Source organism: Streptomyces sp. NPDC048484, from assembly GCF_040651415.1.
GTDB lineage: Bacteria > Actinomycetota > Actinomycetes > Streptomycetales > Streptomycetaceae > Streptomyces.
The window spans coordinates 40,139-54,498 of the sequence record NZ_JBEZJY010000035.1; the positions used below are offsets into that span (position 1 = coordinate 40,139).

Sequence of the window (14,360 nt, forward strand, 5' to 3'; positions counted from 1 at the left end):
CACCCCGTCACGGGGTCAACTCGTGGGCACGCTCTTATACGGGGCCGGGTCACCGATCTGTTCAGCGGCGGTGCCGGAACGCTTCATGCGGTGCCACTTCAGCCGGCTACCGAGCAGCACGGCGACCACGGACTGGATGACGACCAGATACATCAGCTGCCGGTAGACGATCAGCTGGAACGGCATCCACCACAGGGTCCGTATGCGCTCTCCGTCGAGCTTCAACGCGTATCCCGCGCAGAGCAGTTGAACGCCCATGAAGCCGAACCACACCGCGGCCGAACTGAGCGGATCGAGGAACAGCACGCCGTACAGGGCGAACACGTCGATGACCGGTGCGAGCAGCGGGAGGGCCACCTGGAAGATGGCGAGGTAGGTGAGTCCGCGCCGGCCGAAGCGTCCGGCGACGCCCACCTCCAGGACGGCACCGCGGTGCTTCCACATGGACTGGATCGTGCCGTAGCACCAGCGGTAGCGCTGACGCCACAACTGGCGCAGCGAGGTGGGTACTTCGGTCCAGGCGACGGCCGACTCCTCGTAGAGGACGCGCCAGCCCGCCCGCCACAGGGCCATCGTGAGGTCGGTGTCCTCGGCGAGGGTGTCGTCGCTGACTCCGCCGACCCCCACCAGGGCGTCCCGGCGGAAGGCCCCGATGGCCCCGGGAACGGTGGTCATGCACTCCAGCACCTCGAACATCCGGCGGTCGAGGTTGAAGCCGAAGCAGTACTCCAGGTGCTGCCACTTGGCGAGCAGGCCCCGTCGGTTGCCGACCTTGGTGTTGCCGCTGACCGCGCCGACAGCCGGGTGCGCGAGTGGCTGTACGAGGTGGTGGATGGCGTCCGGTTCGAAGACGGTGTCGGCGTCCACCATGACCAGGATCTCGTGACTGGCGTGCCCCAGACCGGTGTTGAGGGCTTCGGCCTTGCCTCCGTTGGGTTTGCGGATCACCAGCACCCGCGGGTCACCGACGCCTTCGGCGAGCTCCGCCGTTCGGTCCGTCGAGCCGTCGTCGATCACGACGATCTGCAGCTCAGGGTAGTCGGAGGCGAGCAGCGAGCGGACGGTCGACTCGATTCCGGCCTCTTCGTTGTAGGCGGGCACGAGCACGGTGACCGGTTCCGTCACCTCCCGCAGCCAGGGCGCCCCGGGGCGGGAGCGTTCGAGCCTGCGCACGTGGGCGCGGGCGAAGAGGACGAGGAACACCAGACGCAGCACACCGAGAGCACCCGCGATGCCGAGCGTCCAGGTCATCGCGCTGGAGAACGCGCGCCCCAGGGTGGTGGCCCAGATCAGGGCGGTGCCGCGCCATCGCTCGACGGCCGACACCGGTGCGTACGGAGTCAGCCGGAGCCCCGCCGAGACGGTGGTGAAGCGGTCGACGCCCTGGTTCCGGAGCAGCTTCTCCGTCTCCCGGTAGGCGGTGGCCGTCTGGCTGAACTGGCGGACCAGGCCCTGCGCCGGCTTGCGGGACGCCTTGTCGGCGGCGACCAGCACATAGCCCTGGGCGGCGGCACGCCGTGCCGCCGCCCACTCCGGGCCGCACAGGGTGTCGGGCGAGGTAGTCTGCGGCATCCGCAACAGGTTGGTGCGCAGGCCCGAACTGCCCGCGAACACGTTCTGCGCCAGGTCCAGTTCGGCGGAGAAGCGGAGCGAGGACGTCTCGCCCAGGACAGCTCCGGTGTAGGTGTTGGAGCCGATCTCGTGGCCCTCGTCACGGATCCGCCGCACGAGGTCGGGGTGGCGGGCCGCCTGGGAACCCAGCAGGAAGAAGGTCGCACGGGCCCGGTGCTGTTTCAGCAGGTCGAGGAGGCGTGGCGTCCAGACGGGGTCGGGGCCGCCGTCGAAGGTGAGCGCGACGGTGCGGGCGGGCATCGAGGCGGTCTGTACGCCGTTGCGGTTGATGCCGATGACGGGGCCGCCACGGGTGACGGCGTCGGGTGCCGGTGTGGTGCAGGCGGACCGGGTGTCCGCGGCGTCGACCTCGTGGTTGGTCCAGCCCTCGAAGAGGAGGGCCGCGAACATGGCGGGCAGGACGAGTATCAGTAGCAGCCAGTGCCCTCGCGGGTCGCGGGACTGTTTGTGCCGAGCCCTCACAGAAGTTCGTCCCCCTTCTCTCCCGATATGTGTGGGGCCCGGCGAGTGGCGCGCTTGACCATCACGTTGAGAGATGTCCGGCAACTGCGGGGCACCGCGTCCCGGACCGTTCTTCTCCGACCCCTGGCGTGGATGGCCGATGTACTGGGGGAAGTCTGCTGCCACTGGCTGGCGGGCCCGGAGTTACGCATGGGGCGCGAGTCTAGCCACAGCTTTGCGATCGCACGGGCCCAACGCCGAGCCTCACAGGAAGCCCCCACGGAGAGCCGCGCAGGAAGGCGTACAGAAACGGGGCGAATCCTGTCACAGCTGTGAACGGGTGGCGCCCGGTCTGTGCCGACGAGCAGGCACGGCAGTGCCATCGGTCACTCAAGCGCCGGTGGAAGCCTGCCTCTTGAACGTTTCCTTCGTCCTGTCAGCGCTCGGCCTTCGAACCACGGGGCCGCTCCATCCGGACCGCCTGGCGGTGCCCAACCGCACCACCAGGCGGTTCCCGTCCGCCCTACCGGGACGGTGTCCCGTCGCGCCCCGACCTCGGCCCCGGACCCGGACCCGACCCCGGCGCCGGGGCGTACCCGATGGGCCGGGCGGTGAAAACGCCCCGGCCCTGCGTGCGGCTCCGCAACCGCGTCGCGTAGCCGAACAGTTCGGCCAGCGGCACGGTGGCGGTGACGATGGCCGCACCCGCTCGCGTGGTCGAGCCGGTGACACGGCCGCGCCGTGCCGCCAGGTCACCGAGGACCCCGCCCACGGCCTCGTCGGGAGCGGTGACCGTGACCTCGACCACCGGCTCCAGCAGTGCCATCGTGCTCGCCCGCAACGCCTCGCGGAGGGCGAACCGTCCGGCCGTCCGGAACGCCATCTCCGAGGAGTCCTTCGCATGGGTCGCCCCATCCCGCAGGACAACACGCAGCCCGGTCACCGGGTGACCGCCCAGCGGCCCTTCACCCAGCGCGTCCCGGCAACCCGCCTCCACGGCCCGCACGTACTCCTGCGGCACCCGACCGCCCACGACAACCGACCGGAACTCGAACCCGGTCGCGCGGCCCCCGTGCTCACGGTCAGTGCCCTCGCCGGCGGTCGGCTCCAGCGGTTCAAACGATTCCAGCGGTTCCACGTCGATGACGACATGGGCGTACTGCCCCGCCCCACCGTCCTGTTTGACGTGCCGGTAGACCAGTCCGGCGACTCCGCGTACGACCGTCTCCCGGTACGCCACCTTCGGTCGGCCGACCCGAACGTCCAGCCCCTGGGAGCGGCGGATCTTCTCCACAGCCACCTCCAGATGCAGTTCGCCCATGCCGGACAGCACCGTCTGGCCGGTCTCGTCGTCGGTCCGGACGACCAGCGACGGGTCCTCCTCGACGAGCCGTGCCAACGCCGCCACCAGACGGTCCGTGTCCGTGCTCGTACGGGCCTCGACCGCGACCGAGACCACGGGTTCGGCCGTGGCCGGAGGTTCGAGGACCAGCGGAGCCCCGGGTGCGCACAGGGTCGACCCCGCGCGGGCGGATTTCAGTCCGACCACCGCGACGATGTCCCCGGCCACCGCCCGGTCCAACTGGGCGTGCCGGTCGGCCTGGACCCGCAGGATCCGGCCGATCCGCTCGGTGCGCGCCGCGCTCGCGTCCCACACGGTCTCTCCCTTCCGGATCGTTCCCGAGTACACCCGCAGATACGTCAGCCGCCCGGTGGCGGTCGCGTTCACCTTGAACGCCAGTGCCGCGAAGGGCGCGTCCGGGTCGGCGGCCCGCTCCTGCTCCGCGCCGTCCAGCGTGCCGCGTACGGCGGGCACGTCCAACGGCGAGGGCAGGTACGCCACCACGGCGTCCAGCAGCGGCTCGATCCCCCGGTTGCGGTAGGCCGAGCCGCACAGCACGACCACGCCGTCCCCGGTACGGGTCAGGTCGCGCAGCGCGCCGGCGAGGGTCCGCGCGGAGAGGGTGGACCGGGCGCAGAACTCCTCCAGGGCCCCGGGATGGAGTTCCGCGACGGCCTCTTCCAGCACGCGCCGCCGCCGCTCCGCCTCTTCACGCAGCACCTCGGGCACGGGTCCCTCCTCTGCCCCCTCCTCGCCCCCTGCCGCTCCCCCGCCGCATCCATCGTGCCCGTCGGCCCAGACCAACGCCCGCATACGCACCAGGTCGACGACTCCGCGGAACCCGTCCTCCGAGCCGATGGGCAACTGCACGACCAGCGGCGCCGGATGCAACCGCTCCCGGATCGACGCGACCGCCGAGTCGAGGTCCGCCCCGGCCCGGTCCAGTTTGTTGACGAAGGCGATCCGGGGCACCCCGAACCGGTCGGCCTGCCGCCACACCGACTCGCTCTGCGGTTCGACCCCGGCGACGGCGTCGAACACCGCGACCGCACCGTCGAGCACGCGCAGCGAACGTACGACCTCGTCGGAGAAGTCGACGTGCCCCGGGGTGTCGATCAGGTTGATCCGATGCCCGTCCCAGGCGCAGCTGACGGCCGCGGCGAAGATGGTGATCCCCCGATCGCGCTCCTGGGAGTCGAAGTCGGTGACGGTCGTACCGTCATGGACCTCACCCCGCTTGTGCGTGGTCCCGGTGACGTACAGGATCCGCTCGGTGACGGTGGTCTTGCCCGCGTCGACGTGGGCGAGGATGCCGAGATTACGGACAGCACTCAGCGGGTCGGCGAGATGCGCGGAGCGGCTGTCATGAAGGTGGAGTTGAAGTTCGGTACGCACGGCCCAAGGCCTTCCAGAACTATTCGGTGGTCACTGATCACTGATCACTGACTACTGATCCAGATGGGGTCGGCGCGATTCCCGTACGAGGTCATACGTGACCCTGGGGTCCTGCTCAGACGTTCGTCACGGGCATCCGGTGCGGGCCGCGCAGCCTGCACCGGGTCCACGGAGACACGAGGATCACCTCGTACCGCGACAAGGGAACGACGACAGCGGTGCGGTACCGCATGGCCGGGCTCCCCTCAGTGGTCACGGGTCAATGGTCACGGGGCGCGCCGCGATGGTGTGCGGCGTGCTGTGTGGGATGAGTGTAGGGAAGGGGATGGGGGCGGGGCATCGGGTTTTTCGCGCCCGGGTTTCCCTCTCCCGGCGCTGCCTGGGGCGGGCCCGGACGATGGTGGCGGGCGCGCACTCGTGCGGGGCGAGGCTCAGGCCTCGTGCTCGCCGGTCGCCGCGTCGACGAGTTCCGCCAGGGCTGCCGCCACCCGGTCGAGGCCGGGCCCCGCCGGTCCGCCCGGCTCCGTCATGTAGACGTCCCGTCGGATCTCGATCATCAGGGCGCTGACCCGCCGGTCGTTGCCGTAGTACTTCAGCGGGACGTACGTTCCGGCGAAGGGGCTGTTGACGCCCGTACCGCCGAAGCCTGCGAAGGCCTTCTCGGCGTGGGCCAGCAGGTCGGGCGGGGTGTGGAAGGAGTCGGTTCCGAGGCAGACGGGTGGCCGGGGGCCGTCGCCGTGGAGTTCGTACGGCAGCCGCTCGCTCGGGTAGGAGTGCACATCGATGATCACGGCCTGTCCGACGGCTGCCAGCCGCTGCGTCACGGCATCGGTCATGGCGGCGGCGTACGGATGGAAGTAACGCTCCAGGAGCGGCTGTTCGGCCGCTGCGCTCAGGGGGTCGTCCGGTCGGAGCACCTCGCCGTGCGTGGTGCGTGTGTAGACGGCTCCCATGCCGACGGCCCGCATCTCCTCCCGTTCGTCCGGGAAGCGCTCGGGGTCGACGACGAGTCGGGACAGCTGGTTGACGAACCGCCAGGGTGACGCTGCGGACCCGTCGGCGCGACGGGCGGCGCAGCCGGCGGCGGCCACTGCGACGATCCGAGCGGTGTGCGAGTCGGTGATGTGGTCCAACTCCCGTGTCAGCTCTGCGTCGTCGAGCACGATGCCGTCACGCACATCCGTCGGGACGGTTCGGGAGGAGTGCGGCACATGCAGGATCACCGGTGAGTCGGACGTGCCCGGTACGAGTCGGAAGGCAGCCGAAGTGCCGTTCATGCAGATCCCCTTGTTTCGCTCTCAAGGCCCTCTCAGGTCTTCACATGTCCTCCTGAGCCTTCGCGTGCCTCCTCAGGTCTTCTTCACGACGGAGACCGACACGGAGAGGTCACCCGAGTTGTCGTTGACGCAATTGCCGTCGACGTCGTTGATGCGCAGTTCGAGCGTGCCTCCGGCGGCCGCCTCAAATATCCATTCCTTGCCCATGATGCGGCTTTCCTCGCCCTCACCGCCCTCGGTGAAACGTCCGAGGAGCGCTCCGAAGGGGGCGGACGGATTGACCTTGCAGTCCGGCGCGGCGAAGTCCAGCCGTCTGTCGGTCTCGGCGTCGTAGCCGTCGGGCCCGGTCAGCGGCATGTCGGGGGACGCGGTCCACTGCCCCGACGTGAAACGGACAGTGACCGTGTCGCCGGCCTCGATGAGGGTCTCGGTCACCCGCTGCCAGCCCTCGGTGGCATGGACCACCGAGTCGTTGACGGCGGGCATCGGCGGCAGAGGGGACCCGGACGGCTGGTCGGCCTCGCTCCCCGTACCGCTTCCGCTCTCGGTCCCCCGGTCCTTGCCGTCCGCCGCATCGGCCTGGGCAGCTCGCTCGAAGGGCGGGGCCCCGGCGATGAAGAGGCCGAGACCGGTCCCCGCGAAGAGCAGCGCGACCCCGGAGACCACCCACGCGAGGACCCGCTTGTCACGCCGTCTCGTGTCTCTTCGCATCAACGCGGACGCGGTCTCGGCGTCATACCGCGAGGTGGGCGCGGCCCGGTCCGCCCACGGGAGGTGCTGACTCGTCCGGGTGTCGGTGTCCGCGAGGGAGACGGCGGCCGGGACAGTGACACGGACGGTGGGCGACGGCAGCGACCTCGGGTCCGCCGCGATGCCCTCGGCGGCGTGCCGCAACGCGGTCGTCGCGTCGGGGATGGAGGGTCGTTCCTCGGGCGCCTTTCGCAGCAGCGCCTCGACGGCCGGAAGCAGGGGGCCCAACCGCGCCGGCAGGTTCGGTTGTTCGTACGCCACGGCGTGCAGGGTGGCCGCGTGCGCAGGACGGCGGAACGGCGACGACCCCGTGGCGGCGGTGACGAGTGTCGCGGCCAGCGACCACAGATCCGAAGCCGGCCCCACCTCACCGCCGTTGATGCGTTCGGGCGCCATGTACTCGACGGAGCCGGCGAACTCACCGGAGTTGGTGAACGCCTCACCGTCGTCGAGGACAGCGATGCCGAAGTCCGTCAGGACCGCGCTGCCGTCGCGGCGCAGCAGGATGTTGGCCGGTTTGACGTCTCGGTGCAGGGCTCCGACGGCGTGTACAGCGTCCAGCGCGCCGAGCAGTTGCGCCCCGAGCGCAGCCACCCGCGTCGGCTCCAACGGTCCGGCCTGGCTGATGAGTTGGGCCAGCGAGGGTCCGTCGATCAGTTCCATGACGATCCAGAGCCGGTCCTCGTACTCGACCAGGTCGTGGACTCCGACCACGTGCGGGTGCGGCACCCGGGCCACCACCCGTGCCTCCCGCACAGCACGGCGCAGCCACACGCGGTGGTCCTCGTCGCCCTGGGTGAAGACGTGCAGCTCCTTGGCCGCGACATCCCGTGCGAGCAGCTGGTCGTGGGCCCGCCAGACCGTACCCATGCCGCCCCTGCCGAGCTGCTCGCCCAGCTGGTACCGACCGGCGATCAGACGCCCCGTACCTCGTGCCGCGTACGCCGCCGCCTGCTGATCATCACTGCCGGACATCACGCCCGCCTCACGCCCCTCCCGACGGCTTCCTCGCCACCGGCCCCATGTATCACTCGAACACCGGCGAGCATAGCGGTGGGAATTCACGTCGGAACGACGGCCGAGGGAAGGAGGACGGGTCGGATGGCGCGGGGCGACGGCAGGGCCACCTGCGCACTTCGCGCACACAACACCTCGGTGCCGGGCGAGGGAGACGAGCACGATCTGCGTCCGCGTGTACGAAACCCGCGGCCGAAACCAGGCCATGGTGGTGCGGACACCCTTCCGGCCTACTTCCGGCCCACTCCACTCGCCGTCGTCCGTTGCTTCGGCGATGCCTGTTGTCATGTGCGGCTGCCTGCAGGCGCGTTCGTACGGCCTTCCAGGGCCGACCTACCCCGCTGGACGGTAAGAACCACTCAAGTCCACAACGTGCACACGTACACTGACTGTGCGTCATAATCGTCTCCCCGGGTCGACCGGGCGGGCCTGTGGTGGACCGGGCGGGCTCGTGGCGGAAGGTCACCAGGCGTTCCCGGGCAACGGGACCGTGACCGACGAGGCGGCCGACGGCCAAGTCGCTTGGCCCATCAGCTTTTCCACCGGGGAGCGGGACAGCATTCAGGACAACGTTCCCCTCGGTGTGGGACGTGGAGTGCCAGAAGATGATGTTCCGGGCGGGGTCTGATCCCCCTCCCGGGCCCGCTCTGTCCATAAATGACCGAAGGGACTCACAACATGTTGGTAGACCTCATCGAAACCCCCGATCTGGCTCCGCAGACATACCTCGACGACGACTCCGCGCTGGTAGCCGTCGACGCGCCGGAAGAGCGCGCCTGGCTCCCGTCGTACCAGGCGGTCCGCGCCGCCTGACGTGCGGCACGTTTGGTCGGCATCGGACCCGTAAGAGGGCCCGGTGCCGGTCTTTTCACGTTCACGCCCCCGCCATCTCGGCTCGCTCCCCCTCGCTCCGCCCCGCTCCCCCTCGCTCCGCCCCGCCCCGCTCCGAAGGACGGTTCGTCGTTGTCCTCCTCACTTTCCGCTTCACCTTCCGCCGCTGAGCCGGTCGCCGCTGAGCCGGTCGCCGACCGGGTGGCCCAGGCCGATGCCATGCTCTGTGCCGACCGGCAGTTCGGCGACTCGGCCGCCATCGGCGAGCGCAATCTCGCCCGGTTCCGGCTGGGTCTGACCATGCTGGCGCGGCATGACGGCGAGGCAGCGGACGTGTTGCGGGAGACGGCCGCCGCACCCGACGAACGTCTCCGCCCGCTGTTGTACGACCCGGTGCTGCGCAACTGTTTCGAGGTCGACCTCGCACAGTTGGACAACGGCCGGCTCGAACACAGTTCGTTCGGCGCCTACATACGCGGCTACGTGACCGGCCCCGCGACCACCCCGGCGGCAGACACCTCGTACGCCATGGGGCCGTGCGAAGCCCTCATCCGTCCGCACCGGCCTGCCTGGCCCGGTCTCGGGGACGCCTGGGTGCTGAGCGAGCCCGCGCCGCACGGCGACTCGCAGGAGATGCTGGCCGGTCGCCTCATGGAGTTGTACCGCAGCGCACTTGGTGACAGCCAAGCGGCAGGCCCTGTCGATCCGACGGACGGAGAACGTGCTGTCCTGCGAGACGGCGCGGAACTGCTCGCGACGCTGCTGCCTGCCGCGGGAGCCGGTGTGCTCGGACATGTCACCGTAGTGGGTTTCACCAAGCGGGAAAGCGAAGAGGGACCGCTTCAGTCCATGTCGGGGGGCGACCCCCTGCCCTCGACGGTGCTGCTGTCGCCCGACCGCTGCGCGTCTCCGTGGCTCGCCGCCGAGAGCCTGCTGCACGAGGGCGCCCACCTCAAGCTCTTTGACGCGCTCCGTGCGGGCTCCGTGGTCAGAAATGCCACCGAGCGTGTACCGATCCCGTGGCGCATCGGTTCGTGGACGGTCATCCGCGTGTTCGTCGCCCTGCACTTCTACGTGCACCTGCTGGTCTTCCAGGCCGCGGCCGCCGCGGCGGGCGAAGCGGTCCGGGAGAGGTTCGGCGCGCCCCCGCCGCCCGAGGACCTCGACGAGCCCAGCCCGGGCACTCCCGCCGCCCGGGACGGGCAGTACCGCACCAGTGCGGAAAGGGCCCGCTACCTCGCCGAGTGTGTGCTGTCGCTGCCGGAGCAGGCGCTCACCGAGAACGGGCACCGATTCGCCCGCTGGCTCCTCACCGCCCTCCGTCTCGTGGACGAGGACGCACCGGGGCCCCACGACAGGGCCGCAACGACGACTCGGCAGGCGGAGGCGGAACCGGGGCAACCACAGGAGGTTTCCCCAGAAGGCGCCTTCCAGCGGATCACGCCGGTGGACGCATGCGCCCTGCCCGCCCTTGGGCAACTCGTCGTCAGCCCAGCGCAGTCGGCCCGGATGCACTGGCTGAACGCGCGCTCGTGGACTGTCTACTCCCTGTGCGACGGACGTGACCTCGGCTCGATGCACACGGCCTACGCCCGAGCAGCGGGCCTCCCGGCCGGCTCCGAGGAGGTTGGCCGGCAGGTCGGCGACAGCTTGCGCCTGCTGGTGGCCTCCGGCCTGATCACCCAGGACATGTGACCCTCCGAGTTACCCCTCCCGGTTCAGCGCGTACTTACGGAGCCCGCTCCTGGATAAGCCGATTCCAGGCCGGTCAGTCGTGCGGACACAATGGCCTCCAGCCGATTCGAGACGTTGATTTTCGGCAGGATGGCAGAAACATAGTTGCGTACGGTTTTCTCCGATATGAACAGATCCTGCGCTATTCGGCGGTTCCCGTAGCCGAGGGAGACCAACCGCAGCACTTCTCGTTCCCGGTTCGTCAGCGCCGGGAACGGGAGCGTTTCGTCCGCTTCCGCCATGCGTCGCAGGAGGGCGAAGAGCTCGCTGCCGGATCGCGGGCCCAGCGTTACGTACCCCCGCTGCACAGCACGCACAGTGCGCAGCAGGTCTGCCGTCTCCGTACTTTTGAGCAGGTAGCCCGTGGCCCCCGCTATCAGCGTCGTCAGCAGCAGCTTGTCGTCGTCGCGGTCCGGGGAAACCATGGCGACCAGCCGCAGCGCCGGGTTCTGTCGGCGCAGTTGCTGAAGCAATCCGATTCCCGCGCGGCCCGGCAGGTCGAGGTCGACGAGGACCACGTCGGGCTTCTCCTCCCGGACTGCCCGCACGCCGGCCTGCGGATCGTGGGTCCCTGCGACCACACTGATCCCGTCACCTTCGAGCGCGGAACGCAGTCCGCCCAGGACCAGGGGAATGCTCTCTATAACCACCACGCACGTACCGACATCGTGGACCACTTCGGCCATCTGGTTCATCCTTACACCCAGCCGACGTGAGGCGTGACAGACCGCTTCCCCCACGCCGTCATGATCAGCGTTCGGTTGAAGCGTAGAACTACCGCTGAACGGCGGCCGTCACGTCGCCTCCCGAATCGGTTCGATCCTGTTCCCGCAGGCTCCGCCAGGAGTACGACGCGCATGTGCGCCGGTATCTGTGGGGCGGCCACTTCTGGTCCGGCTCCTCCTGAGAAGCGAGCCCGGCGGTGCGTCAGGGGTGGTAGGCGCGCCCGTAGTCGAATTGAGCGGCTGCTCCCGATGTATCCAGCGAGACCAGATCGACACGGGTTCGCCGCTCGGCGTCGAGTCGACGGGCTGCGAGACGAGGCCGGAGTCCGCCCGCCGAGACCGGCCGCCCCGACGACATCAGCCTGCCGTTGACCGGCATCGTCGATGAGGGCGCCTCCGGTCGGTCGCGGCGTGGCCGAGCCCCGGACACGTCCCGGTGAACCCGATCAGGTCATTGCCGAAGAGCCGATGGTGGACCAGATCGATACTGCGCCGGTGCTCGCGTACGGCGTGCACGTGGCCGGTGCTATGACTGTGCGGAACCCTGGTGCGCGGGTGGCGGCCGGGCAGGCTAGTTTGCTCGGATGAGTCTCCTTGATGATGTGGCCGAGCGCGACGGCTGGCGGTGCTGGGTGTGTGACGAAGCGGTCGACCCCGACGAGTCGGTGAACGACCCGCGGGGGCCCAGCGTCGACAGCCGGACTGCCGACCGGAAGGCCAAGGTCGCCGAGCGGCTCGCGCACCGCGGATGCAACACCCGCAAGGGCGCGGTCAAGGTGGTCATCGCCTGGCCTGACCGCCTGTACGTGGTCGAACCCGCGCCGCTGATCACCGTTGCCGGGAGGCTGGAGCGCAAGGGGGGCCGCGAGATGGTGGGGCGTTGTCCGACCAGGCGGGACGCCGAAGAGGCGGCGGATTGGCTGGTGGACCGGTTCTCCCGACTGGTACCGGGGCTGCCGGTGACCGCCGACATCGAGCCGGGCGGCGGCCAGTTCCTCGTCACCCTGACCACCGGCCGCCGCTGACCAGGGATCACCAGCGCACACTCGCGTCGAGCGGAACCGTCGGCCCACACCGACCTGTCCTGGCACGAGCTGACCCACATCGCCCGCCTGCGCCCAGCTACGGGTCGATGTCGCCGGCTGCCGCAGCCATGACAGGGGGCTGAACCGGAAACACAGCGCGTGCTCCACAGTCTGGAGCACGTCCCGCTCCCGCCGCCGCTCTTTCACGCCGATGCCGACACCCTGTACGACAAGGGCGTCGGCATCGACCGTATCGCCGGCCAACTTCCCTCGAGGCGGCGTTTGTGCGGCCGGCCGCGTCATCCGAAACAGGTCGATCGGCGCTCAGACGATCAGTCCGTGACGACCTGGCGTTCGGGGCCGTCACAGAAGACGACAGCAATCGGTCAGGGCCAGGCCGAACCCGTGGGGGCGGATCTCCGCCGCCACCCCGGTGATGAGTTTTCGCGCCCGTACCCGTCATACCTACGACGGGACACGACGCGGCGGAGGGATGACGTGATGAGTGCGGGCACACGGCTGGAGGAGCTGGGCGTGAGCGGGCTGGGCGAGGTCGACGAGCCGGCGTTCTCAGGGCTGGCGGAGCGGCACCGGCGGGAGCTGCACGTGCACTGCTACCGGATGCTCGGGTCGTTCGAGGACGCCGAGGACACCGTGCAGGAAACGTTCCTCCGTGCCTGGCGGCGGCGGGAGACCTTCGAGGGGCGGTCGACGTTCCGGGCCTGGCTGTACCGGATCGCCACCAACGCCTGCCTGGACCTGCTCGCCAAGTGCCGCCCGGAGCCTGCGACCGGCGGCGAGGTGCTGTGGCTGCAGCCCTACCCGGACCAGCTGCTCGACGAGCTGCCCGCCGGCGACACGGACGAGCCGGAGACCGTCGCCGTCGCGCGGGAGACGATCGAGTTGGCGTATCTGGTCGCGGTCCAGCACCTCGCGCCGCGCCCGCGGGCCGTGCTGATCCTGCGGGACGTGCTCGGCTGGCCGGCGAAGGACGTCGCGGAACTCCTCGGGGACTCCGTCAACTCCGTGAACAGCGCTCTGCAGCGGGCCCGCGCCGGGATGCGGGAGCACCTGCCCGCCGAGCGGCAGGACTGGACCGGCGGCGAACACGACGCCGGGACGCGCGAGCTGGTGCGCCGCTTCACCGACGCCAGCGTGGCCACGGACGTCGACGAGCTCGCCACACTGCTGCGGGACGACGTCCGCTGCTCGATGCCTCCCACGCCGGGCCTGTACGTCGGCCGCGACGCGGTGGTGAACGACTGGGTCGAGAGCGGCTTCGAGGGCATGAAGGGCCTGCGTGCCGTCCTCACCTCCGTGAACCGGCAACCCGCCGTCGCCTTCTACCTCTGGCGGGAGCAGGAGGGCGTGTACCTGCCTCTGACGATCGACGTCCTGCGCGTCACCGGCGGGGCGATCAGCGAGATCGTCACGTTCCACGACGACCAGTTCCCGCGGCTCGGGCTGCCGGAGCGCCTGTCGGCGGACGGCACGCAGTAGTGCCGGTGTGGACGCTCACGCTGCGCGGTGGCGCGCGTGTCGCGGTGGTCGCGGCGCAGTGGTGCGACGCGTTCGGCGTCGTCGCCCGCGGGCGGGTTCAGCGGGAACTGGGACTGGTCATGGCCGTTCGGCCTTTCTGCAGAGTCGGAGAATCGGCGGATTAGGGGCGGGTGCCGAACGGACCGAGCAGCCCTGCGTCGATGCGGAAGGACTCGACCAACGTCGCCGCGTGATCGAGGGTGAACACGTCCGCAGCTGCGAGCACGCCTGTGTACTTCGCGGCCACCGGTGCGGCGGCCTGCGCCGCCACCGCGTCGAGGTAGGTCTTGAAGATCGCCCAGGAGTTGCCCTGGGCCGTACTTGTCGAAGTAGGACGCGGGGTCCAGGTTCATCGAGGCTCGCGCAGCAGCAGGCGTCGGCATTCGGCGTGGCCGATGCGCACGACGTCCTTGCCGAAGGTCGACGAGGCGCCCGCGTGGTCGGCGCGCGAGTGGGAGCAGACCAGGTGCGTGACCTTCGCCGGACGGCCGTTGGCCCGTGTCACCTCGGCGATCGATGTCATCGGACCTCCTCTCGACTGCCCACAGGACAGCAGCCGGCCTGGTCCGTTCGAACCGGGGTAAGACCCCGGTCCTGGCGCGCCGCGGCCACGTGGCACGACTGGGGGTCGGCCGCGGTGCGAAGCCGAGGC

At 70.0% G+C, this 14,360-nt stretch carries 12 protein-coding genes; 4 read left to right on the top strand and 8 right to left on the bottom strand.

The features are described 5' to 3' along the window. Positions 1-15 precede the first annotated feature (15 nt). The 5 genes from AB0D14_RS30770 to AB0D14_RS30790 all read right to left on the bottom strand — a co-directional run bounded on the left by AB0D14_RS30770 (position 16) and on the right by AB0D14_RS30790 (position 7,812). On the bottom strand, positions 16-2,022 hold the full coding sequence (locus AB0D14_RS30770; protein WP_362785817.1) for a bifunctional polysaccharide deacetylase/glycosyltransferase family 2 protein: 2,007 nt from the start codon (positions 2,020-2,022) through the stop codon (positions 16-18). A gap of 574 nt (positions 2,023-2,596) precedes the next feature. Continuing rightward, positions 2,597-4,750: an elongation factor G gene (fusA, locus tag AB0D14_RS30775; protein WP_362785818.1), complete on the bottom strand. Its 2,154-nt coding sequence runs from the start codon at positions 4,748-4,750 to the stop codon at positions 2,597-2,599. Positions 4,751-4,925: 175 nt separating this feature from the next. Continuing rightward, complete coding sequence (locus AB0D14_RS30780) at positions 4,926-5,066, bottom strand: hypothetical protein (RefSeq protein ID WP_362785684.1); 141 nt, start codon at positions 5,064-5,066, stop codon at positions 4,926-4,928. A gap of 175 nt (positions 5,067-5,241) precedes the next feature. Then, positions 5,242-6,087: an N-formylglutamate amidohydrolase gene (locus tag AB0D14_RS30785; protein ID WP_362785686.1), complete on the bottom strand. Its 846-nt coding sequence runs from the start codon at positions 6,085-6,087 to the stop codon at positions 5,242-5,244. A 72-nt stretch (positions 6,088-6,159) separates the two neighbouring features. Beyond that, entirely contained in the window at positions 6,160-7,812 is a 1,653-nt protein-coding gene (locus AB0D14_RS30790) for a serine/threonine-protein kinase (RefSeq protein ID WP_362785689.1), read from the bottom strand. 720 nt (positions 7,813-8,532) lie between these two features. On the opposite strand from AB0D14_RS30790, the gene AB0D14_RS30795 reads away from it, so the two are divergent. Next, the gene (locus tag AB0D14_RS30795) at positions 8,533-8,667 is read left to right on the top strand and encodes a hypothetical protein (protein ID WP_362785692.1); all 135 of its coding nucleotides are present in this window, start codon (positions 8,533-8,535) and stop codon (positions 8,665-8,667) included. Between the two features lie 150 nt (positions 8,668-8,817). Next, positions 8,818-10,380 (top strand): HEXXH motif-containing putative peptide modification protein, encoded by a 1,563-nt coding sequence (locus AB0D14_RS30800; protein WP_362785696.1) that lies wholly within the window; start codon positions 8,818-8,820, stop codon positions 10,378-10,380. A gap of 23 nt (positions 10,381-10,403) precedes the next feature. Here AB0D14_RS30800 and AB0D14_RS30805 read toward each other — a convergent pair whose 3' ends face one another. Further along, positions 10,404-11,105 (bottom strand): response regulator transcription factor, encoded by a 702-nt coding sequence (locus AB0D14_RS30805; RefSeq protein WP_362785698.1) that lies wholly within the window; start codon positions 11,103-11,105, stop codon positions 10,404-10,406. Positions 11,106-11,728: 623 nt separating this feature from the next. On the opposite strand from AB0D14_RS30805, the gene AB0D14_RS30810 reads away from it, so the two are divergent. Both AB0D14_RS30810 and AB0D14_RS30815 read left to right on the top strand, forming a co-directional pair. After that, entirely contained in the window at positions 11,729-12,169 is a 441-nt protein-coding gene (locus tag AB0D14_RS30810; RefSeq protein ID WP_362785701.1) for a hypothetical protein, read from the top strand. Positions 12,170-12,670: 501 nt separating this feature from the next. Further along, positions 12,671-13,669, top strand: coding sequence for an RNA polymerase subunit sigma-70 (locus AB0D14_RS30815; protein WP_362785703.1), 999 nt, complete (start codon positions 12,671-12,673; stop codon positions 13,667-13,669). A gap of 160 nt (positions 13,670-13,829) precedes the next feature. Here AB0D14_RS30815 and AB0D14_RS30820 read toward each other — a convergent pair whose 3' ends face one another. After that, positions 13,830-13,979 (bottom strand): hypothetical protein, encoded by a 150-nt coding sequence (locus AB0D14_RS30820; protein ID WP_362785705.1) that lies wholly within the window; start codon positions 13,977-13,979, stop codon positions 13,830-13,832. Positions 13,980-14,057: 78 nt separating this feature from the next. Continuing rightward, a complete protein-coding gene (locus AB0D14_RS30825; protein ID WP_362785707.1) occupies positions 14,058-14,231 on the bottom strand; it encodes a hypothetical protein in 174 nt (57 codons plus the stop codon). Positions 14,232-14,360 lie beyond the last annotated feature (129 nt).

Excerpts from the sequence above, each read along its gene's own strand:
- AB0D14_RS30825 (WP_362785707.1), bottom strand. The coding sequence starts at position 14,231 with ATGACATCGATCGCCGAGGTGACACGGGCCAACGGCCGTCCGGCGAAG.
- AB0D14_RS30805 (WP_362785698.1), bottom strand. The coding sequence starts at position 11,105 with ATGGCCGAAGTGGTCCACGATGTCGGTACGTGCGTGGTGGTTATAGAG.
- AB0D14_RS30795 (WP_362785692.1), top strand. The coding sequence starts at position 8,533 with ATGTTGGTAGACCTCATCGAAACCCCCGATCTGGCTCCGCAGACATAC.
- AB0D14_RS30790 (WP_362785689.1), bottom strand. The coding sequence starts at position 7,812 with ATGTCCGGCAGTGATGATCAGCAGGCGGCGGCGTACGCGGCACGAGGT.
- AB0D14_RS30770 (WP_362785817.1), bottom strand. The coding sequence starts at position 2,022 with ATGTTCGCGGCCCTCCTCTTCGAGGGCTGGACCAACCACGAGGTCGAC.
- AB0D14_RS30815 (WP_362785703.1), top strand. The coding sequence starts at position 12,671 with ATGAGTGCGGGCACACGGCTGGAGGAGCTGGGCGTGAGCGGGCTGGGC.
- AB0D14_RS30785 (WP_362785686.1), bottom strand. The coding sequence starts at position 6,087 with ATGAACGGCACTTCGGCTGCCTTCCGACTCGTACCGGGCACGTCCGAC.
- AB0D14_RS30810 (WP_362785701.1), top strand. The coding sequence starts at position 11,729 with ATGAGTCTCCTTGATGATGTGGCCGAGCGCGACGGCTGGCGGTGCTGG.